16 protein-coding genes and 1 pseudogene are annotated in these 19,287 nt (G+C 66.9%); 10 read left to right on the forward strand and 7 right to left on the reverse strand.

The features are described 5' to 3' along the window. Positions 1-6: 6 nt before the first annotated feature. Both PcP3B5_RS15510 and PcP3B5_RS15515 read right to left on the reverse strand, forming a co-directional pair. Positions 7-1,401, reverse strand: coding sequence for a cytochrome ubiquinol oxidase subunit I (locus tag PcP3B5_RS15510; RefSeq protein WP_061561784.1), 1,395 nt, complete (start codon positions 1,399-1,401; stop codon positions 7-9). 73 nt (positions 1,402-1,474) lie between these two features. Beyond that, positions 1,475-3,799, reverse strand: a complete 2,325-nt coding sequence (locus PcP3B5_RS15515; RefSeq protein WP_061561785.1) for an FdhF/YdeP family oxidoreductase — start codon at positions 3,797-3,799, stop codon at positions 1,475-1,477. Positions 3,800-4,348: 549 nt separating this feature from the next. Between PcP3B5_RS15515 and moaA the strand changes: the two genes are divergently transcribed. Together moaA and PcP3B5_RS15525 are read left to right on the forward strand one after the other, a co-directional pair. Further along, positions 4,349-5,293 (forward strand): GTP 3',8-cyclase MoaA, encoded by a 945-nt coding sequence (gene moaA, locus PcP3B5_RS15520; RefSeq protein WP_061563276.1) that lies wholly within the window; start codon positions 4,349-4,351, stop codon positions 5,291-5,293. 20 nt (positions 5,294-5,313) lie between these two features. Further along, positions 5,314-6,213, forward strand: coding sequence for a bestrophin family protein (locus PcP3B5_RS15525; protein ID WP_061561786.1), 900 nt, complete (start codon positions 5,314-5,316; stop codon positions 6,211-6,213). On the opposite strand, the gene PcP3B5_RS15530 is transcribed toward PcP3B5_RS15525, so the two are convergent. Beyond that, the gene (locus PcP3B5_RS15530) at positions 6,198-7,214 is read right to left on the reverse strand and encodes an AraC family transcriptional regulator (RefSeq protein ID WP_203228498.1); all 1,017 of its coding nucleotides are present in this window, start codon (positions 7,212-7,214) and stop codon (positions 6,198-6,200) included. The genes PcP3B5_RS15525 and PcP3B5_RS15530 overlap by 16 nt on opposite strands. A gap of 141 nt (positions 7,215-7,355) precedes the next feature. On the opposite strand from PcP3B5_RS15530, the gene PcP3B5_RS15535 reads away from it, so the two are divergent. The 3 genes and pseudogenes from PcP3B5_RS15535 to PcP3B5_RS15545 form a co-directional block, all read left to right on the forward strand. Next, positions 7,356-8,408, forward strand: a complete 1,053-nt coding sequence (locus PcP3B5_RS15535) for a 2Fe-2S iron-sulfur cluster-binding protein (RefSeq protein ID WP_061561788.1) — start codon at positions 7,356-7,358, stop codon at positions 8,406-8,408. A gap of 27 nt (positions 8,409-8,435) precedes the next feature. Further along, the gene (locus PcP3B5_RS15540; protein ID WP_237143037.1) at positions 8,436-9,623 is read left to right on the forward strand and encodes an alkane 1-monooxygenase; all 1,188 of its coding nucleotides are present in this window, start codon (positions 8,436-8,438) and stop codon (positions 9,621-9,623) included. A gap of 414 nt (positions 9,624-10,037) precedes the next feature. Beyond that, positions 10,038-10,901, forward strand: a pseudogene (locus tag PcP3B5_RS15545) (OprD family outer membrane porin); the annotation flags it as partial. Between the two features lie 289 nt (positions 10,902-11,190). Here the strand turns inward: PcP3B5_RS15545 and PcP3B5_RS15550 are convergent. Genes PcP3B5_RS15550 through moaB form a run of 3 tightly spaced genes read right to left on the reverse strand, consistent with a single transcriptional unit; the run spans position 11,191 to position 13,407 of the window. Then, entirely contained in the window at positions 11,191-11,661 is a 471-nt protein-coding gene (locus PcP3B5_RS15550; RefSeq protein ID WP_051879241.1) for an NAD-binding protein, read from the reverse strand. Continuing rightward, positions 11,648-12,853 (reverse strand): molybdopterin molybdotransferase MoeA, encoded by a 1,206-nt coding sequence (locus tag PcP3B5_RS15555; protein ID WP_099049110.1) that lies wholly within the window; start codon positions 12,851-12,853, stop codon positions 11,648-11,650. The genes PcP3B5_RS15550 and PcP3B5_RS15555 overlap by 14 nt, the downstream gene beginning before the upstream one ends. 14 nt (positions 12,854-12,867) lie before the next feature. Then, a complete protein-coding gene (gene moaB, locus PcP3B5_RS15560) occupies positions 12,868-13,407 on the reverse strand; it encodes a molybdenum cofactor biosynthesis protein B (protein WP_043272843.1) in 540 nt (179 codons plus the stop codon). A 218-nt stretch (positions 13,408-13,625) separates the two neighbouring features. Here moaB and mobA point away from each other — a divergent pair, with 218 nt between their 5' ends. The 5 genes from mobA to PcP3B5_RS15585 all read left to right on the forward strand — a co-directional run bounded on the left by mobA (position 13,626) and on the right by PcP3B5_RS15585 (position 16,420). Beyond that, positions 13,626-14,234 carry a molybdenum cofactor guanylyltransferase MobA gene (gene mobA / locus PcP3B5_RS15565; RefSeq protein WP_043272845.1) on the forward strand — a complete coding sequence of 203 codons (609 nt, stop codon included), beginning with the start codon at positions 13,626-13,628 and terminating at the stop codon, positions 14,232-14,234. A gap of 135 nt (positions 14,235-14,369) precedes the next feature. Next, on the forward strand, positions 14,370-15,200 hold the full coding sequence (gene fdhD, locus PcP3B5_RS15570) for a formate dehydrogenase accessory sulfurtransferase FdhD (RefSeq protein ID WP_061561789.1): 831 nt from the start codon (positions 14,370-14,372) through the stop codon (positions 15,198-15,200). Between the two features lie 21 nt (positions 15,201-15,221). After that, positions 15,222-15,725 carry a cyclic pyranopterin monophosphate synthase MoaC gene (gene moaC, locus PcP3B5_RS15575; protein WP_061561790.1) on the forward strand — a complete coding sequence of 168 codons (504 nt, stop codon included), beginning with the start codon at positions 15,222-15,224 and terminating at the stop codon, positions 15,723-15,725. Next, positions 15,722-15,973: a MoaD/ThiS family protein gene (locus PcP3B5_RS15580; protein ID WP_061561791.1), complete on the forward strand. Its 252-nt coding sequence runs from the start codon at positions 15,722-15,724 to the stop codon at positions 15,971-15,973. The genes moaC and PcP3B5_RS15580 overlap by 4 nt, the downstream gene beginning before the upstream one ends. Next, positions 15,974-16,420, forward strand: a complete 447-nt coding sequence (locus PcP3B5_RS15585; protein WP_043272851.1) for a molybdenum cofactor biosynthesis protein MoaE — start codon at positions 15,974-15,976, stop codon at positions 16,418-16,420. Positions 16,421-16,465: 45 nt separating this feature from the next. On the opposite strand, the gene PcP3B5_RS15590 is transcribed toward PcP3B5_RS15585, so the two are convergent. Beyond that, entirely contained in the window at positions 16,466-19,210 is a 2,745-nt protein-coding gene (locus PcP3B5_RS15590) for an ATP-dependent Clp protease ATP-binding subunit (RefSeq protein ID WP_420820173.1), read from the reverse strand. Positions 19,211-19,287 lie beyond the last annotated feature (77 nt).

Raw genomic sequence — 19,287 nt, forward strand, 5'->3', positions numbered from 1 at the left:
ACCTCCTCAGCCGGCAACCGACATAGGTCTGCGGATGCTGGAAGGCCCGGCGGGCTCGCTGTCCAGCGGATCGATCAGGTGCTGCTGGCCAGGCCCCTTGCGCACCAGGCGCATCATGTAGCCCAGGCCGACGGTGAACACCGAGAAGTAGATGACCACGAACAGCGCCAGGGTCAGGCTCATCTGCGCGACGTTGTGGTTGGAGACCGCCTGGCTGGTGCGTAGCATGCCGTAGACCACCCAGGGCTGGCGGCCCATCTCGGTGGTGAACCAGCCGGCCAGCAGCGCGATCAGCCCGGAGGGCCCCATCGCCAGCACCAGGCCCAGGAAGGCGCGGTTGCGGTACAGCGCGCCACCGCGGCGCAGCACCAGGGCGGCCAGGGCGCAGAGGATCATCAGCATCCCCAGCCCGGCCATCAGGCGGAAGCTCCAGAACACCACGGTGGAGTTGGGCCGGTCCTGCGGGGCGAAGCTCTTCAGCGCCGGGATCTGCTTGTCCAGGCTGTGGGTCAGGATCAGGCTGCCCAGGTACGGCACTTCCAGGCTGTAGCGGGTCCGCTCGGCCTGCATGTCCGGGATTCCGAAGAGGATCAGCGGCGTCGGCTCGCCCGGCACGTTCTCCCAGTGCCCCTCGATGGCGGCGATCTTCGCCGGCTGGTGCTCCAGGGTGTTCAGGCCATGGGCGTCGCCCACCAGCACCTGCAGCGGCGCCACGCCCAGGACCATCCACATGGCCATCGACAGCATGGTCCGCGTGGCCGGGTTGTCGCGCCCGCGCAGCAGGTGCCAGGCGGCCGAGGCGCCGACGAAGAAGGCGGTGGACAGGTAGGCGGCCAGCGCCATGTGCACCAGGCGGTAGGGGAAGGACGGGTTGAACACGATCTTCAGCCAGTCCAGCGGCACCACGCGCCCATCGACGATGTCGATGCCCTGGGGCGTCTGCATCCAGCTGTTGGACGAGAGGATCCAGAACATCGAGATCATGGTGCCGATGGCCACCATCACCGTGGCGAAGAAGTGCAGGCGGCGCCCCACCCGGTCCCAGCCGAAGAGCATCACGCCGAGGAAGCCGGCCTCCAGGAAGAACGCCGTCAGCACCTCGTAGGTCAGCAGCGGCCCGGTGATGCTGCCGGCGTAGTCGGAGAAGCGCGCCCAGTTGGTGCCGAACTCGTAGGCCATGACCAGGCCGGAGACCACGCCCATGCCGAAGTTCACCGCGAATATCTTCGACCAGAACTTGTAGAGGTCCTTGTAGACCGCGTTGCCGGACTTCAGCCAGAGCCCTTCGAGCACGGCCAGGAAGCTGGCCAGGCCGATGGTGATGGCCGGGAAGATGATGTGGAAGGAGACCGTGAACGCGAATTGAATCCGCGCCAGGTCCAACGCCTGTAGGTTCAACATGGCGAAACCCTTATTGATCGCTCATTCATGAAATGCCGGCAGCCGTCCTCCGGCTGCCGCACGGGAGTCCGCCTCAGGCGACAGTCGAATGGATCCGATTGTCTTCCCGGGCCTTCTCCAGCCTGATCGCGATGAACTTGGAAGTTGGCGTGAAGGTGCGCTCGCCATAGCTTTCCAGCGGCACCAGCGGGTTGGTTTCCGGGTAGTAGGCCGCGGCCTGCCCGGCCGGCAGGTCGTAGGCCACCAGCTGGAAGCCGTGGACGCGGCGCTCGATGCCGTCTTCCCAGAGCGACACCAGGTCGACCTTCTCGCCCGGCTCGAAGCCCAGGCGGCGGATGTCCCGCTCGTTGGCGAAGACCACCTCGCGCAGGCCGAACACCCCGCGGTAGCGGTCGTCCAGGCCGTACAGGGTGGTGTTGTACTGATCGTGGGAGCGCAGCGTCTGGAGGATCAGGTCGGGCCGCTCGCCACGGGCCAGCACCGCCTGGTTGACCAGCTCCAGCGGCAGTTCGCTGGGGGTGAAGCCGGCCTTGCCGCTGGCGGTCTTCCAGACCCGCTCGGCCGCGTCGTTGCCCAGGTGGAAGCCGCCGGGGCGCTGCAGCCGCGCGTTGAAGTCGGCGAAGCCGGGGATGACGTCGGCGATCAGGTCGCGGATGCGCCCGTAGTCGGCGATGGCCCAGTCCCAGTCGATCGGGCGGTTGCCCAGGGTGGCCTTGGCGATGCCGGCGATGATCGCCGGTTCCGAGCGCAGGTGCGGCGAGCGCGGCTTCAGTTGGCCGTGGGAGATGTGCACCATGCTGAAGGTGTCTTCCACGGTGACGCCCTGGGGCCCGTCGGCCTGCATGTCGACCTCGGTGCGGCCCAGGCACGGCAGGATCAGCGCGTCGCGGCCGGTGACCAGGTGCGAGCGGTTGAGCTTGGTGGCGATGTGCACGGTCAGCTCGCAGTTGCGCAGCGCGGCGTGGGTGCGCGGGGTGTCCGGAGTGGCCTGGGCGAAGTTGCCGCCCAGGGCCAGGAACACCTTGGCGCGCCTGGCTTCCATGGCCTGGATGGCGAGCACGGCGTTGTCGCCGTGGCCACGCGGCGCCTTGAACTTGAAGCGTTTCTCCAGGGCGTCCAGCAGCCAGGTCGGCGGCTTCTCGTCGATGCCCATGGTGCGGTCGCCCTGCACGTTGCTGTGGCCGCGCACCGGCGACAGGCCGGCGCCGGGCTTGCCGACGTTGCCGCGCAGCAGTTGCAGGTTGACCACCTCCTGGATGGTCGGCACCGAGTGGCGGTGCTGCGTCAGGCCCATGGCCCAGCACATGATCACGCGCTCGGCGCGGCGGTACATGCGCGCCGCCAGCTCGATCTCGGCCAGGCTCAGGCCGGACTGGCCGACGATGTGCGCCCAGCTGGTGGCGTCCACCGCCGCCAGGTAGTCGTCCAGGCCGCTGGTGTGCTCGCGGATGAAGGCGTGGTCGAACACCGGCGGCTCGCCGTTGGCCTGGGCCTCGCGCTCCCACTGCAGGAGGAACTTGGCCATGCCGCGGAACATCGCCATGTCGCCGCCCAGGGCCGGGCGGAAGTAGGCGGTGTTGGTCGGCTCCGAGCCGTTGCTGAGCATCTCGAAGGGGTGCTGGGGGTGCTGGAAACGCTCCAGGCCGCGTTCCTTCAGCGGGTTGATGCAGATCACCTGGGCGCCGCGGTGCACGGCCTCGCGCAGCGGTTCGAGCATGCGCGGGTGGTTGGTGCCGGGGTTCTGGCCGATGACGAAGATGGCGTCGGCCTTCTCCAGGTCGTCGAAGACCACGGTGCCCTTGCCCACCCCGAGGGTTTCCGCCATGCCCAGGCCGCTGGCCTCGTGGCACATGTTCGAGCAGTCGGGGAAGTTGTTGGTGCCGAAGGCGCGGACGAACAGCTGGTAGAGGAAGGCCGCCTCGTTGCTGGCCCGGCCGGAGGTGTAGAACTCCGCCTCGTCCGGCGACTTCAGCGCCTTCAGGTGCCGGGCGATCAGGGCGAAGGCCTCGTCCCAGGTGGTTTCCACGTAGTGGTCGGTCGCCGCGTCATAGCGCATGGGGTGGGTCAGGCGGCCCTGGTATTCGAGCCAGTAGTCGCTCTGTCCGGCCAGCGCGCTGACGCTGTACTTGGCGAAGAAGTCGGGGTCGACGGAGCGCCCGGTGGATTCCCAGTTGACCGCCTTGGCGCCGTTCTCGCAGAACTTCACCAGGCCGTTCTCGGGCGACTCGCCCCAGGCGCAGCCGGGGCAGTCGAAGCCGCTGTTCTGGTTGGTCTTGAGCATCGCCCGCAGGTTCTTGACCGCGTTCTCGCTGCCCAGCCAGCTCTTGGTCACGCTCTTGAGCGCGCCCCAGCCGGCGGCCGGTCCGGTGTAGTTCCTTATATGTTCGTCTTGGCTCATTCAGGCATTCCTCGATTACACGCAGAGAATGAAAGTTCTCAGGCAGAAAAAGGCGACGCTAAAAGCACGCCAATATCGGAACGCTGAGCGAGCAACTTCCTTGCGCGAAACTTGCTGTTCGCAACACCGGGTGAGTTGTGTTCAGGTCCAAGTTCCAGGGCTTTTTTCGAACAATCGGCCTGAAAGCTGGAAAGACATTGGTTCGCCTTGTGACATCAGGCTATTGAGAAGCGGAGATTGCGTCCAATCGAAATAAATTAAACCCTGATCAGAACCGTCTATCAGCCCTGGAATGTCCGCGGCAGAAGGGCGGAACTGACAATTAAGGCGCTTGATAGACCACTCTTATCAACCGGTAATCAAAAGCAATTTGACGCCCCTGGGCGAACTGACTAGCCTCACCTCGAAGATCGCCAGAGCATTAATAAAAAGATGCCAACGCCTGCGTGCAAAGAGCAATGAACGATCACTTCGAGAGGCAACTCGGAATTGAATGACAATACTGGCGAACTCATCGACGGTTTCAATCGGAAGATCGATTACCTGCGCATGTCGGTGACCGACCGCTGCGACTTCCGCTGCGTGTACTGCATGGCCGAGAACATGCAGTTCCTGCCGCGCCAGCGCATCCTCACCCTCGACGAGCTGTATCGCGTGGCGGAGCGCTTCGTCGCCCTGGGCACGCGCAAGATCCGCCTCACCGGCGGCGAGCCCCTGGTGCGCCAGGGCATCGTCGAGCTGTGCGCGCGCATCGCCGCCCTCCCCGGCCTGCGCGAGCTGTGCATGACCAGCAACGGCTCGCAGCTGCAGCGCCTGGCGCAGCCGCTGCACGACGCCGGCCTGGCGCGGCTGAACATCAGCCTCGACAGCCTGGATGCGCAGCGCTTCAAGGCGCTCACCCGCACCGGCGACCTGCAGCAGGTGATCGCCGGCATCGACGCCGCGCGCCGCGCCGGTTTCCGCCACACCAAGCTCAACTGCGTGGTGCTCAAGGGCCGCAACGACCACGAGGTGGTCGACCTGGTGCGCTTCGCCATCGACCGCCAGCTGGACATCTCCTTCATCGAGGAAATGCCCCTGGGCGTGATCGACGAGCACCAGCGCGACGAGTCCTACTGTTCCAGCGACGAGGTGCGCCAGCGCATCGGCGAGCGGTTCACCCTCATCGAATCCGCCGAATCCACCCAGGGCCCGTCGCGTTACTGCCGCCTGGCCGAGGCGCCAGAAATCCGCATCGGTTTCATCTCACCGCACAGCCACAACTTCTGCGGCAGCTGCAACCGCGTGCGCCTGACCGTCGAGGGCCACCTGCTGCTGTGCCTGGGCAACGAGCATTCGGCCGACCTCAAGCAGGTGCTGCGCGCCCACCCCGGCGACGCCGAACGGCTGGACAAGGCGATCCGCCAGGCCATGCGGCTCAAGCCCCAGCGCCACCACTTCGAGGTCGGCGGCGAAGTGCAGATCCTGCGCTTCATGAACATGACCGGCGGCTAGCCGCCCCTTCCGGAATCGCCATGATCGTCCAATCGCAACCCGACATGCTGCGCGTGCTGTTCACGCTCAAGGGCTCCATCGCCAAGCGCATCGCCTTCCGCAGCCTGATGGTCACCATCCTGGCGGCGCTGATCGTGCTGGTGGAGGAACACCACCCGGCGTTCTTCGCGCGGGTCAACGCCACACCCTTCACCCTGCTGGGGCTGTCGCTGTCGATCTTCATGAGCTTCCGCAACAACGCCTGCTACGACCGCTGGTGGGAAGGCCGCAAGACCTGGGGCAAGGTGATCATCGACATGCGCTCGTTCATCCGCGAGAGCGTCGCCATCAGCGACGCCGCCCTGCGCGAACGCCTGCTGCGCGCGCTCTGCGGCTACGCCCACGCGCTCAACGCGCGGCTGCGCAACGAGGACGAGCTGAAGGCCGCCCGCCCCTGGCTCGCCAGCGACACGCCGATCGCCGCGCACAACGTCACCGACGGCATCCTCCAGCACGTCGGCAGCGTCTGCTCGCAGCTGGCCGAAGAAAAACGCATCAGCGAATGGCGCTACGTGACGCTGGAGCAGCGCCTGGCCGCCTTCACCGATGCCCAGGGCGTGTGCGAGCGGATCAAGGCGACGCCCATCCCCTTCCCCTACACCCTGCTGCTGCACCGCACCATCTACATCTTCTGCATCCTGCTGCCCTTCGCCATGGCCGAGCCGCTGGGCTGGATGGCGCCCATCTTCACCACCATCGTCAGCTACACCTTCTTCGGCCTGGACGCCATCAGCAACGAGCTGGAAGACCCCTTCGGCCGCGAAGAGAACGACTTGCCCACCGACGCCATGGTCCGCGTCATCGAGCGCGACATCCTCGGCGCCCTGGGCTACAGGGACCTGCCGCCGCCCCTGCAACCGGTGGACTACGTCCTCAGCTGAGCGGCACGGTACGCCGAGGGCGGTATGCCCTCCCAGCGCTTGAAGGCCCGGCGGAAGTTGGCCAGGTCGGTGTAGCCCAGGGTGTAGGCGATTTCCTCGATGCTCAGGTGGCCGGCCTTCAGGTGCTCGATGGCCAGGGTGCGGCGCACGTCCTCGAGGATCAGCTTGAATGACGTTCCCTCCGCCAGCAGGTGGCGGTGCAGGGTGCGCGGCGTCATGTGGAACAGGCGCGCGGTGACCTTCAGGCTGGGGAAGCCGTTGTGCTTCTCCAGCATGGCGCGCCGCACCCGGGCGCCCATGGAGGCGGTTTCGCCCAGCCGCTCCAGCTCCCGCCGGCATATGGCTTCGGCCTCGCGGAAGGCCGCGGGGTCGGCCAGCTTCAGCGGCTGGTCGATGACCGCCAGGTCCAGGCTGAAGCCGGCCCAGGGCTGCCCGTAGGCCACCGGACAGCGGAACAGCTCCTCGGCCAGCGCGGCGTAGGGCTGCTCTGCGAACGGCAGCCTGACCTGGAGCAGCGGGCAGCTGCCGAGGGTCATCGCCGCGAAGATGTTGCTGACCGCCAGCATCACCGCCTCCAGCACCGTGCGCTCGATGTCGCCCAGGGCATAGCCGGGCTGGAAGCGCACCTGCACCTGCCCTGCCCGCTCATCGCATTCGTAGCTCAGGCTGAACAGCGTGGTGCGCAGCGCCAGGTAGCGCTGCAGCAGTTCCAGGGCCTGGCGCAGGGTGCCGCTCTGCATCGCCGCGTAGCCGAGGATGCCGTGGGTGTTGACCACCAGGCGCTCGCCGATCAGCAGCCCCAGCGCCGGCTCCGCCGTCACTGCGATGGCGTCGCGCAGCAGTTGCTGGAACTGCGGGAAACCGAGCTGGAAGCCCGGCTCGTCGAGCTGACGCTCGTCCAGGCCGCTGCGGGCGAACCAGGCCTGCGCGTCCTTCTGCATGGCCCGCAGCTGCTCGGCGATCTGCCGCAGGTAGGGCATTGGCAACACGAAGTCCGACAAGGGGCTCGACCTCACAGGGTTCCGGGGGCGCGAAGATGTCAACAAATGACCCCTGGAATGTCAATCGGGAACCTCTCCGCCGCCCGCCGCCGTCCCTAGCATTGAAGCGTCCCGACCCACAACGATTAGAACGGAGGACGCATGTTTGCCTTCCTGAACAGAAACCGTGCGGCAAACGCCTCGATCAACGGCGCCAGCATCCGTGTCGAGCCCGGCGAGACCCTGCTGCAAGCCGCCTTGCGCAACGGCATCGACTTCCCCCACAGCTGCCGCGTCGGCGGTTGCGCCAGCTGCAAGTGCCGGCTGCTGCAGGGCAAGGTCAGGGAACTGACCGAGACCGGCTACATCCTCAGCGCCGAGGAACTCGACCAGGGCTACATCCTGGCCTGCCAGAGCGTGCCGCGCGGCGACGTGAGCATCGAGGTCGACAGCGCGCAGCAGGAGGCCCGCCAGGTCCGCGGCAAGGTAGTGGCGCAGGAGCGCCTCACCCACGACATCACCCGCCTGACCCTCCAGCTCGAAACGGGCCTGCCCTACCAGGCCGGGCAGTACGCCGAGCTCAGCCTCGACTGCCTGCCCAATCACGCCCGGAGCTTCTCCTTCGCCTCGCCCCCGCGGGCCGACGCCAAGGTCAGCTTCTTCATCCGCAAGGTGCCTGGCGGCCGGCTCACCACGCTGGTCGATAGCCACTCGCTGGTCGGCCAGGGCGCGAGCCTCAAGGGCCCGCTGGGCCAGTTCCACCTGCGCCCGGCCGACGCCCCGCTGCTGCTGGTGGCCGGCGGCAGCGGCCTGGCCCCGCTGCTGGCCATCCTCCAGGACGCGCTGGCCGGCAACGTGCGGCGCCCGGTCACCCTGCTGTTCGGCGCCCGGCAGGAGCACGACCTCTACGCCCTGGAGGAAATCCAGGCGCTCGCCCGGCAGTGGCCCGGGCCCTTCCACTTCGTGCTTTCCGAAGCGGACCGCCACGCCGCCTGGGAAGGCGCGCGGGGCCTGGTCACCGAACAGATCCCGGTGCTGCTGCAAGCCGGCAGCCACGCCTACCTGTGTGGCCCGCCGGGGATGATCGACAGCGCCAGCGCGCTGCTGCAACGGCACGGCGTGGCCCGCGAAAACATCCATGCCGACCGCTTCACGCTGCAGCAGGCTCCCCATGCCGCTACAGAAAGCGCAGCCACGCAACCCGCAAGCCTGTAACCCGAAGCCCAATAACAAGAGAGACAGATGCCCATGAAAGCGCTGCACTACCTCAAGTACTTCCTGTTCCACGCCGTCGGCCTGCTCTCGGCCGCCGCCCTGCTCGCCGGCGGTTCCTGGATCGCCTGCGGCCTGGCCGCCGTGCTGACGATCTACGTGCTCGGCGACCTGGTCTGCGGCGACGACACCAGCACGCCCGAGTTCCATCACCCGGGCATCCTCACCTTCCAGTTGTGGCTGGCCCTGCCGCTGCTGTGCTTCATCGTCTTCGCGGCGCTCTGGGGCGTCAGCGACGGCGACTTCCTCGGCTTCGGCGCAGCCCTGGGCCAGGCAACGGGCTACGACCTGATCGCCGCCCGGGACGCCACCAGCCTCGGCCAGCATGTCTGCGCCTGGATTCTCACCGGCCTGGTGATCGGCACCATCGGCACCATCACCGCCCATGAGCTGACGCACCGCACCTGGGACCCGGTCTCCATGCTCATCGGCCGCTGGCTGCTGGCGTTCAGCTTCGACACCATCTTCTCCATCGAGCACGTCTACGGCCACCACCGCTACGTCTCCACCACCGAGGACCCGGCCACCGCGCCGCGCGGGCGCAACGTCTACGCCCACGTGCTGATCTCGACCGTGCGGGGCAACCTCAGTGCCTGGCACATCGAAAAGCAGCGCCTGGCACGCAAGGGCTACTGGCTGCTCGGCTGGCGTAACGCGGTGCTGCGCGGCCATGGCATGAGCCTGCTGCTGGTGGCCGCGGCCTACGCCATCGGCCAGTGGCCCGCCGCGCTCTTCTTCATCGCCTGCGCGCTGTGGGGCAAGGCCCTGCTGGAGATCGTCAACTACATGGAGCACTACGGTATGGTGCGCAACCCGGCCACCCCCGTGCAGCCGCGGCACTCCTGGAACACCAACAAGCGCATCAGCTCCTGGACCATGTTCAACCTGACCCGCCACTCCCACCACCACGCCCAGGGCGAGGTGCCCTACCAGGACCTGAAGCCCTTCCCCGATGCGCCGATGATGGTTGGCGGCTACCTGACCACCATCATCGTCGCCATGCTCCCGCCGCTCTGGCACAGGCTGATGACGCCCAAGGTGCTGGCCTGGGACCGCGAATACGCAAGCGCCGAAGAACGCCAACTGGCCGCGACCGCCAACGCCCGCAGTGGTATTCCGGCGCTGATGAAATATTCGAACTATCCGTCCCCTTCCTGATGAGCGTTACCTGCAAGTTCGAATGTTTCGCCCGGGAATGAAAGAGAACATCCCCGAAAAATTCACCTGAAACTTCCGCCGAGGGCCGGTTGACGCCGCAGCCCTCGGCGCCCGGGCATTCGCTGAAGTGTATAGTTGGAACTTCCACTGGGTGCGGCGCTTTTCGAAAAACAATAAGCCGGTACTTGCCCAATCAGGAAAGTCCATATCTTGCAAGATCGATCCCGAGTACCCGCCAATGCACTTCGCCTTTCATTCTCTAGGAAAATCAAATATCGCTTGACACTTCCCTTGCAGTTTGGCGTCATAGCCAGCGCCTTACGTAGCAAGAAGAAGCGCCCTTGTTTTCTATCAACGCCATATTCATGGCGTTTTTTACAAATATCGCTATATAAAAAAATAAATAACGGAAACGAGTTCAAGGATCTGATGCTGATCGGCGGCCAGCTGACCCACACCAAGGGCCGCAACTCCACCGACTGGCGCAGCATGTCCATCGCCGGTGCCAACGGCAGCAGCGCCAGCTCCCGCGACAGCAACAAGTTCTACTTCACCGGCGGCGACTACAAGGCCACCAAGGACCTGACGCTGCAGTACTACTACGGCCAGCTGACCGACTTCTACCAGCAGCACTTCCTCGGCCTGACGCACAACTGGGCGGTCGGCCCGGGTACCCTGAAGACCGACCTGCGGGTGTTCATCAGCGATTCCGACGGCAAGAACGGCAGCGCCTCCGGCCGCGCCGACGGCTACGTCAGCAGCGGCTACTACGGCAACAACCTGACCAAGGGCGAGGTGGACAACAACGTCTACAGCGGCCTGCTCACCTACAGCCTCGCCGGCCACAGCATCGGCGCCGGCTACCAGGTGCTCACCGGCGACAGCGACTTCCCCTACCTGAACCGCGGCGACGGCGAAGGCACCAGCACCTACCTGCACACCGACGCCCAGCTGCTGAAATTCAACCACGCCGGCGAACGCACCTGGATCGGCCGCTACGCCTACGACTTCGCCAAGCTCGGCGTGCCGGGCCTGACCTTCAGCGTGCTCTACCTCAACGCCGACGACATCCGGACCGGCCGCGGCGACCAGGGCGAATGGGAACGCGACATCGCGGTGGGCTACGTGGTCCCCGAAAGCACCTTCAAAGGCCTGGGCCTGGCCTGGAAGAACGCCACCATGCGCAGCGGCCTGCCGGTCAGCGGCTCGGGCACGGCGACGCAGCGGGACCAGGATGAGAACCGGTTGATCGTGAGTTATACGTTGCCGTTGTTCTAGGTCAGGTTGGGGGTTGTTGGAGCCAAGAGCCCCTCTCCCTAACCCTCTCCCTGAAGGGAGAGGGGACCGTTCGGAGTGAGTGGATGTTTCGGCGTCAGCCGGAGATGACGGTTCAGGTTGAAACCATTCCTATCCGCCGGCACGGACAAGCTCCCTCTCCCTTCAGGGAGAGGGAGCGGAGCCAACCCAAGGCACGAAAGCCACCGGGCCGCGCCGGAGGTGTTCTTCGTAGGAGCGAGCTTGCTCGCGAACCGCATGGCACCGTATTTGTTCGCGAGCAAGCTCGCTCCTACGAGAAGCCGTGCTCGCCTGCAGCGCTCTCTTGCTGGAGCACACAGTGCGGCAGCAGGTCCAAAGGTATCTGCCCACCCTGAACGATACGCGCAGCCACTCCCCCATCCTCCATCACCGGCGCTATGACAGCGCCGGGCCGCAGCTGGCGGATACGCGGAAGGTTCCGCGAGTCATTGACCGTCACCACCGTGAGCGCACTGCAGGCGAGCGCCTGCAATGCCCGCAGCACGGCCAGGTTGTGCGAATCGTCGTCGAGCATCGCCAGTATGGCCACCGCCCTCTCCGCGCCCGCCCGCCGGAGCACTTCCGCGTCCTGAGGATCGCCCAGCACGGCGTCCGGGGCTGCCGTCGAGGTTCGGCTGGGCAGCAGGCGGATCGCGGCCTGGCCCCTTGCGCTCAGTTCCCGCCAGGCGTTGTAGGCCAGGGCGTTGTCGCCGATGACGATGTAATGCTCAGCGCACGTCATTCGCCGCGCCCCAGAGCCCGTCGAACGGCAGGAAGTCCAGCCATTCCCCCGCCGCGAAAGTCCTGCCCGCCGGGACTTCCAGCAGGCCGTCGGCCACTGCCGCGCTCAGCAGGGTGCCGGAGCTCTGCCCCGGCAGCAGCCGGGCGACACCGTTCTCGATGCGCACCCGCAGGTATTCCTGGCGGGTACCCGCCGAAGGCCAGTCGAAGCCCGCCGGCAGCGGGTAGCGCCTGGGCCGGACCGCGGCCACGCCCATCCGCCGCAGCAGGTAGGGCCGCACCAGTAGCAGGAAGGTCACCAGGGACGAGCCGGGGTTCCCCGGTAGCCCGATGAAGGGCGTTGCGTCCAGTTGGCCGAAGGTGAACGGCTTGCCCGGCTTGATGGCCAGCTTCCAGAGCAGCACCTCGCCCTGCTCGCGCAGGAGCTGGCCGATGAAATCGGCCTCGCCCACCGAGACGCCGCCGGAACTGAGGATCAGGTCGTTCGCGCGGCCGGCGGCGAGGGCCGCGCGGATCGCCTCGGGGTCGTCTCCCACGCGGCCCAGCTCCACGACCTCGCAACCCAGGCGCTGGAGCAGCACCCGCAGCAGCGTGCGGTTGCTGTCGTAGATCTGCCCGGGCGCCAGCGCCTGGCCCGCGGCGACCAGTTCATCGCCGGTGGAAAGCAGCGCGACCCGGGGGCGCCGCACGACCGGCGCGCGCTCATAGCCCTGGGAAGCCAGAACCCCCAGGGATACCGGCCCCAATACCCGGCCGGCTTCGAGCAGAGGTTCGCCGGCGGCGATCTCGTCCGCCCGCGGCCGAACGTTGGCGCCGGCCCGCGGCTGGCCTTCGATCAGCACCCGCTGGTCGTCGAGCAGCCTGCAGTTCTCCTGGATCTGCACGCAGTCGGCCCCTTCCGGCAGCGGCGCGCCCGTGTAGATGCGCGCGCAGGTGCCGGGCTCCAGCGGCGCCGGCGCCTGGCCGGCGAAGATCGTCTGGGAGATGCGCAGCGCCCGCCCGTCCAGGTCCGCAAGCCTGAAGGCATAGCCATCCATGGCGCTGTTGGCCCAGGGCGGCGAGTCGGTCCGCGCGAACAGGTCGCGCGCCAGCACGCGGCCGTCGGCCAGGGCCAGCGCCAGTTCCTCGATATCGGCGATGGGCGAGCCTTGCGCCAGGTCGAGCAGGCGGCCCAGGGCCTCGTCGACCGGCATCAGCGCCGCGCCCTTCATTGGCGCGGCCCGCAGGCGTTGCCGGGCTTGAGGTGCGCGACGAAGTTGCAGGGGCGGTGCCGCGAATCGAGCTGCTCGACCAGGATGCCCTCCCAGGCCGTCCGGCAGGCCCCGGTGGAGCCCGGCAGGCAGCACACCAGGGTGCCGTTGGCCAGGCCGGCCAGGGCGCGGGACTGCACGGTGGAGCTGCCGATGTCGAGGATCGACAGCGCGCGGAACAGCTCGCCGAAGCCCTCGACCTGCTTGTCCAGCAGGCAGGCGACGGCCTCCGGAGTGCTGTCGCGGCCGGTGAAGCCGGTGCCGCCGGTGATCAGCACCACCTGCACGTCATCGTCGGCGATCCAGGCGGCGACCTGCGCGCGTATCCGGTAGAGGTCGTCCTTGAGCAGCACGCGCGCCACCAGGCGGTGGCCGATCTCGACGCAGCGGCTCGCCAGCAACTCGCCCGACCTATCGTTTTCGAAAGTTCGCGTATCGCTGACGGTCAATACCGCGATGTTCAGCGGAATGAATTCCGTATTCGGTTTGACACTCACGGGGCATCGCTCCAGTTGGAAGTTTCCGTGGAAACTAGAGACAAAGACCGGCGTCGTCCAATCGATATGGCAAACCCTCCGATCGGAGTCTTCTATCGACAAGAAGAGTGTTCCCGATAAGGCGCATCTATCTTCCGGTAAGCATTTGCAATTGGACTCACCCGCTGGAAGTTCTGTAGTTTTCCGCCTTCGATTCCGAGCCTTCGGATACAACGAGCATGAGCACTATCGAAATACCCTGTTCCATACTTCTGCTCGCCGGTGGAAAGGGCCAGAGAATGGGAGGAAAGGACAAGGGACTGATGCTCTTCCGCGGCAAGCCGTTCATCGCGCATATCCATGCCGTGGTGCGCGAACTGACCGACGACCTGATCATTTCCTGCAACCGCAACCAGGCTCTCTACGCGACCTATTCGGACCGCTGCGTGAGCGATTCGGTCGACGGCTATCCGGGCCCCCTGGCGGGTGTGATCGCGGGCCTGGAACAGGCCAGGCACGAATGGATGCTGGTGCTGCCCTGCGATGCGCCGCTGGTCGACCGGGCGCTCGTCCGCGCCATGCTGGCGCACCTCGGCAAGGGCCTCGGCTACCCGCTGATGCTGCGCCAGGGCAGCCAATGGCAGCCGATGTTCAGCCTGCTGCCCAAGGCCCTGTTGCCGACCCTGGAGGCGGCCTGGGCGGCGGGCGAGCGAAGTCTTCTGCGGCTACTCCTGGCCGCCCGGGCCAAGGGTCTGCCGTGCTCCTGCCAGGACCTGCGCCTGCAGAACCTGAACAGCCCCGAAGTGCTGCTGGCGGCGCAGAGCGGCGCCATCGAAACCCGGCCGTGAAAGCAACTTCCGGCCTGCATCGAATGCGTTGTTTCCGTCATAGAGGAGTCTTATTGACGGATCGGAACAAGCGATTGGACGTTATTTGATCGCCTGCGTAACCTGAAAACAGGCAATAAGACACAAGGTGCCGTGATGGAGCTGATCGACGAAGCTCGAACCGATATATCCGATATCAATGCGCCGCCCGCGCCCGCGCAAACCTATAGTTATGTCGAGTTGGGCGAGAGCTGGATAATCGGCGAGGCCGTACTTGCCCGGGAAACGGCATTGGCCATCAGTTATAACGGCATCAACCAAGCGGTGATGATGATATCGCCAGGTAATATGGAAGACTTCGTCAGGGGGTTCAGCCTGACCAATGAAATCGTCACTTCCCCGGATGAAATCCGCGATATAAAAATCACCGGTTCCGGCGAGTCGTACCTGGCCCAGGTCGAAATAACCAACCGCGCCTTCTGGGCGCTGAAGGACCACCGCCGGCAACTGGCCGGCACCAGCGGCTGCGGCATCTGCGGGGTCGAGGCGCTGGACCAGGCGCTGCCGGCGCTGACCCCGCTGCGCCTCGCGCCACTGCCGGAAGCGCGCCTGCTGGAGGGCCTGCGCGAGCGCATCAACGCCGCCCAGACGGTCGCCCGCGACAGCGGCGCCCTGCACGCCGCCCTGTACCTCGACGCCCAGGGCGAGGTGCGCCTGTGCCGCGAGGACATCGGCCGGCACAACGCCCTGGACAAGCTGATCGGCGCCATGGCCCAGGCGCGCTTCGAGCCCGCCGAGGGCTTCGTCGTCGTCACCAGCCGCTGCAGCCTGGAACTCATTCACAAGGCGGTGCGGGCGCGCATCGGCACCCTGGTCAGCCTCTCGGCGCCCACCGCCCTGACCGTGGAATGGGCGCGCCGCAATCAGCTCAACCTCATCCACCTTCCCCACCACAGCCTGCCCAGGCTCTACAGCCCGGCGCCCTGACCCGCGCGCCCCGGAGTCCCGATGAACCAAGCCCATGAGTCGGCGGCGACGCTGACCCACCTGGACAATCGCGGCCATGCCCGCATGGTCGACGTCACCGCGAAGCAGGACAGCCAGCGCGAAGCCGTGGCCGAAGCCTGGATCAGGATGAAACCTGAAACCCTCGACCTGATCCTCGAACAGGGCCACCCCAAGGGCGATGTCTTCGCCACCGCGCGGATCGCCGGGATCATGGCGGCCAAGCGCACCCATGAACTCATCCCGCTGTGCCACCCGCTGCTGCTCAGCGCGGTCAGCGTCGAGCTCAAGCCGGTGCTGCCGGACTCGGTGCGCATCGTCGCGAGCTGCCGGCTGAAAGGCGCGACGGGCGTGGAGATGGAAGCCCTGACAGCGGCCAGCGTCGCGGCCCTGACGCTCTACGACATGTGCAAGGCGATCGACCGCGGCATGCAGATCGACTGGGTGCGGCTGCTGCGCAAGGCCGGCGGCCGCTCGGGCCTGTACCAGGTGGAGGACGCGCGATGATCCACCTGCAGTACTTCGCCCGCTACCGTGAACTGCTCGGCAGCGAGGGCGAGCCCCTGCCCTGGCAGCCGGCCCTGGCCACGCTGGGCGACCTCCGCGACCACCTGGCCAGCCGCGGCGGCGCCTGGGCCGAGGTGTTCAGCCAGGGCAACCTGATGTGCGCGCGCAACCAGGAGTTATGCAGCCTGGACGAGCCCCTCGCCGATGGCGACGAAGTGGCGTTCTTCCCGCCGGTGACGGGAGGCTGAATGAGCATCTGCGTGCAACAGCAGGGCTTCGATGCCGGTGAACTCATCGAGCGGCTGCGCGGGCGCTCCGGCGGCGCCGGCGCCCTGGTGAGCTTCGTCGGCTACGTGCGCGACCTGGACGGCGGCGCCGAAGTCAGCGAGCTGTTCCTGGAGCACTACCCGGGCATGACGCAAAGGAGCCTGGAGCAGATCGCCGCGGCGGCGCGGGAGCGCTGGGCGCTGCTCGACCTCGAAGTGCTGCACCGCGTCGGCGCCCTCGCGGCGGCCGAGCCGATCGTCTTCGTCGGCGTCACCAGCCGGCACCGGCGGGACGCCTTCGAAGCCTGCGAATACATCATGGACCAGTTGAAGACCCGCGCCCCGTTCTGGAAGCGCGAACGCACGCCCCACGGCTGGCAATGGGTGGCGGCCCGCGAGACGGACAGCCAGGCCGCCGCGCGCTGGTGACGGCACGGGTAGCGCCCGCCGGGAGCGCTACCCGTCCGCCCGTCTTCAGGTTCCGGTCTGCTCCGCATCGGCCGGCGGCGCGGGCGGCTCGGCCGCCGGGGGCTGGGCGCCGCCCTTCTCCAGGGTCACCTTGCCGGCCTCCTTGTCGTAGCCCAGGGCGATGCTGTCTCCGGAAACCACCTTGTCCCCGAGGATTTCCCGCGCCAGGCGCGTCTCCACTTCCTGGCGTATCTGCCGTTTCAGCTCGCGGGCGCCGAACTCGGGCTGGTAGCCCACGTCGACCAGGTGATCGACCAGGGACTCATCGACCGTCAGGGTGATGTCCTGCGCGGCGGCCGTGCGCACCACCCGCTGCAGCTGGATGCGGACGATGGCGCGGATGTCGTCGCGGGACAGCGCATGGAACACGATGATGTCGTCGACGCGGTTGAGGAACTCCGGACGGAAGTGCCCCTTGAGTACGCCCATCAGCTCGTCGCGCAGCGCCTTGTCGTCCATGCGCTCGGCCTCGGGGCGTTCGAGGTTGTCCATGATGATCGAGGCGCCGAGGTTGCTGGTGGCGATGATGATGGTGTTGCTGAAGTCCACCACCCGGCCCTTGCCGTCGGTGAGCCGGCCGTCGTCGAAGACCTGCAGCAGCACGTTGTTGACGTCGGGGTGGGCCTTCTCGATCTCGTCCAGCAGGATCACGCTGTACGGCCGCCGGCGCACGCGCTCGGTCAGCTGGCCGCCCTCGTCGTAGCCGACGTAGCCGGGCGGCGCGCCGATCAGCCGGGCCACGGCATGGCGCTCCATGTACTCGGACATGTCGATGCGGATGATCGCCTGCTCGTCGCCGAACACGCTCTCCGCCAGCGCCTTGGCCAGCTCGGTCTTGCCCACCCCGGTCGGGCCGAGGAACAGGAAGGTGGCGATGGGCCGGTGGGCCTGGCCGAGGCCCGCGCGGGACAGGCGCACCGCATCGCTGACCGCCACCACCGCGTGCTCCTGGCCGATCAGCCGCTCGCGCAGCGTCTCTTCCATCTTCAGCAGCTTCTGGCGTTCTTCCTGGGTCAGCTCCGCCACCGGGATGCCGGTCAGCCGCGAGACCACCTCGGCGATGGACGAGGTGGTGACCTCCAGTGTCTCGGAACCGGTCTTGCGTTCCCAGGCCTCGGAGCGTTCCTCCAGCTGCGTCTGTTTCTCGCCGATCAGCTCCTCGAAGCTCTTCGCCTCGTCGAAGCGCTTGCGCGAGGTGGCGTAGTCCTGCTCGCGCTTGAGCTGGGCGATCTCCGCCTCCAGTTCCTGGATGTCCGCCGGCCGCGAGGTGGCGCCGATGCGCACGCGGGCGGCGGCCTGGTCGATCAGGTCGATGGCCTTGTCCGGCAGGAAGCGGTTGGTGATGTAGCGGTCGGAGAGTTCCGCAGCGGCGACGAAGGCGTCGTCGGCGAAGGTCACCTGGTGGTGGGCCTCGAGCTTGTCGCGCAGGCCCCGGAGGATGACGATGGTCTGCTCCACCGTCGGCTCGGGGACGAACACCGGCTGGAAGCGGCGTTCCAGCGCGGCGTCCTTCTCGATGTACTTCTGGTACTCGTTGAGCGTGGTGGCGCCGATCAGGCTCAGCTCGCCGCGGGCCAGGGCCGGCTTGAGCACGTTGGCGATGTCCAGCCCGCCCTCCTCGCCGCCCTGCCCGGCGCCGACGATGGTGTGCAGCTCGTCGATGAACAGCACCAGCTCGTCGTGCTTGGCGGTGACTTCGTCGATCAGCTGCTTGGCCCGCTCCTCGAACTCGCCGCGGTACTTGGCGCCGGCGACCATCGAGTTCAGGTTCACCTCCACCAGGCGCTTGCCGCGCAGCACTTCCGGCACGTCGCCGTTGACGATGCGCTGGGCCAGCCCTTCGACGATCGCCGTCTTGCCGACGCCGGGCTCGCCGATCAGCACCGGGTTGTTCTTCTTGCGCCGGGCCAGCACCTCGATGGCGTTCTCGATCTCCTGGGCCCGCCCCAGCACCGGGTCGAGCTTGCCCTGGCGCGCCAGCTGGGTGAGGTCACGGCCGAACTTGTCCAGCGTCGGCGTGCCGCTGGGGGTATCCACGCGGCCGTCTTCGGCGCCCTTGCCGACGATCTTGACCACCTTCTGGCGCAGCGTCTCGGGGGGCACGCCGTACTTCTTCAGCAGCGTGCCGGCCAGGCTCTCGGGCACCGAGGCCAGGCCGATCAGCAGGTGCTCCGGGCCGACGTAGGAATGCCCCAGGTCCCGCGAGGCCTGGAAGGCCAGCTGGAAGGCCTTCTTCAGGCGCGGCGAGATGGTCATGCGGTCCACCGGCGCGTCGGCGGAGGCGTTGCCGGTCTGCGCGTGCTGGTCGATGTAGCCCTTGATGTCCTGCGGGGACAGCTTCATCTCCTTGAGCAGGGCGACCACCACGTCGGTGTCGGCCAGCACGTACAGCAGGTGTTCGGTGTCCAGCTCGTTGCGTCTGAGCTCGTGGGCCTTTTCCGCGGCGCGCTGGAGAATCTCCAGGGTCTGGGCGCTGAAGGCGTCGGTGGCATCGACCGACTCGCGGGGCACTTCGGCGGCCATGCCGAAGCCATCGCCCTCCTCGCCCGCGCCGCCGAACCTGTCGAAGAAGCGCGAAAGCCCGCCGCCCCCCAGCAGCGAGTCGAACGGATTGAGCATGCTCTGGTGCCGCATCAACTGACGGTAGTCGTGGTCGCAGATCGACATCGACTTGCGCTCGCCATTCTGTACGACGGTCACGCGGGCAACGGCGGGTCGCGCATTACAGATTTCACAGAGAGTCGCCATGATGAACTTTCTCCACGCAACAAGTGGGCGCTTGTAATCGAGCGGCCGCATCTCCAGCAGCGCATACCCGTGGATGAGTT

The organism is Pseudomonas citronellolis (assembly GCF_001586155.1).
Lineage (GTDB): Bacteria > Pseudomonadota > Gammaproteobacteria > Pseudomonadales > Pseudomonadaceae > Pseudomonas > Pseudomonas citronellolis.

Excerpts from the sequence above, each read along its gene's own strand:
- PcP3B5_RS15580 (WP_061561791.1), top strand. The coding sequence starts at position 15,722 with ATGATCCACCTGCAGTACTTCGCCCGCTACCGTGAACTGCTCGGCAGC.
- PcP3B5_RS15550 (WP_051879241.1), bottom strand. The coding sequence starts at position 11,661 with ATGACGTGCGCTGAGCATTACATCGTCATCGGCGACAACGCCCTGGCC.
- PcP3B5_RS15535 (WP_061561788.1), top strand. The coding sequence starts at position 7,356 with ATGTTTGCCTTCCTGAACAGAAACCGTGCGGCAAACGCCTCGATCAAC.
- moaA (WP_061563276.1), top strand. The coding sequence starts at position 4,349 with ATGTCGGTGACCGACCGCTGCGACTTCCGCTGCGTGTACTGCATGGCC.
- PcP3B5_RS15510 (WP_061561784.1), bottom strand. The coding sequence starts at position 1,401 with ATGTTGAACCTACAGGCGTTGGACCTGGCGCGGATTCAATTCGCGTTC.
- mobA (WP_043272845.1), top strand. The coding sequence starts at position 13,626 with ATGAGCACTATCGAAATACCCTGTTCCATACTTCTGCTCGCCGGTGGA.
- PcP3B5_RS15525 (WP_061561786.1), top strand. The coding sequence starts at position 5,314 with ATGATCGTCCAATCGCAACCCGACATGCTGCGCGTGCTGTTCACGCTC.
- PcP3B5_RS15515 (WP_061561785.1), bottom strand. The coding sequence starts at position 3,799 with ATGAGCCAAGACGAACATATAAGGAACTACACCGGACCGGCCGCCGGC.
- PcP3B5_RS15585 (WP_043272851.1), top strand. The coding sequence starts at position 15,974 with ATGAGCATCTGCGTGCAACAGCAGGGCTTCGATGCCGGTGAACTCATC.
- PcP3B5_RS15540 (WP_237143037.1), top strand. The coding sequence starts at position 8,436 with ATGCCCATGAAAGCGCTGCACTACCTCAAGTACTTCCTGTTCCACGCC.
- moaC (WP_061561790.1), top strand. The coding sequence starts at position 15,222 with ATGAACCAAGCCCATGAGTCGGCGGCGACGCTGACCCACCTGGACAAT.
- fdhD (WP_061561789.1), top strand. The coding sequence starts at position 14,370 with ATGGAGCTGATCGACGAAGCTCGAACCGATATATCCGATATCAATGCG.
- PcP3B5_RS15555 (WP_099049110.1), bottom strand. The coding sequence starts at position 12,853 with ATGCCGGTCGACGAGGCCCTGGGCCGCCTGCTCGACCTGGCGCAAGGC.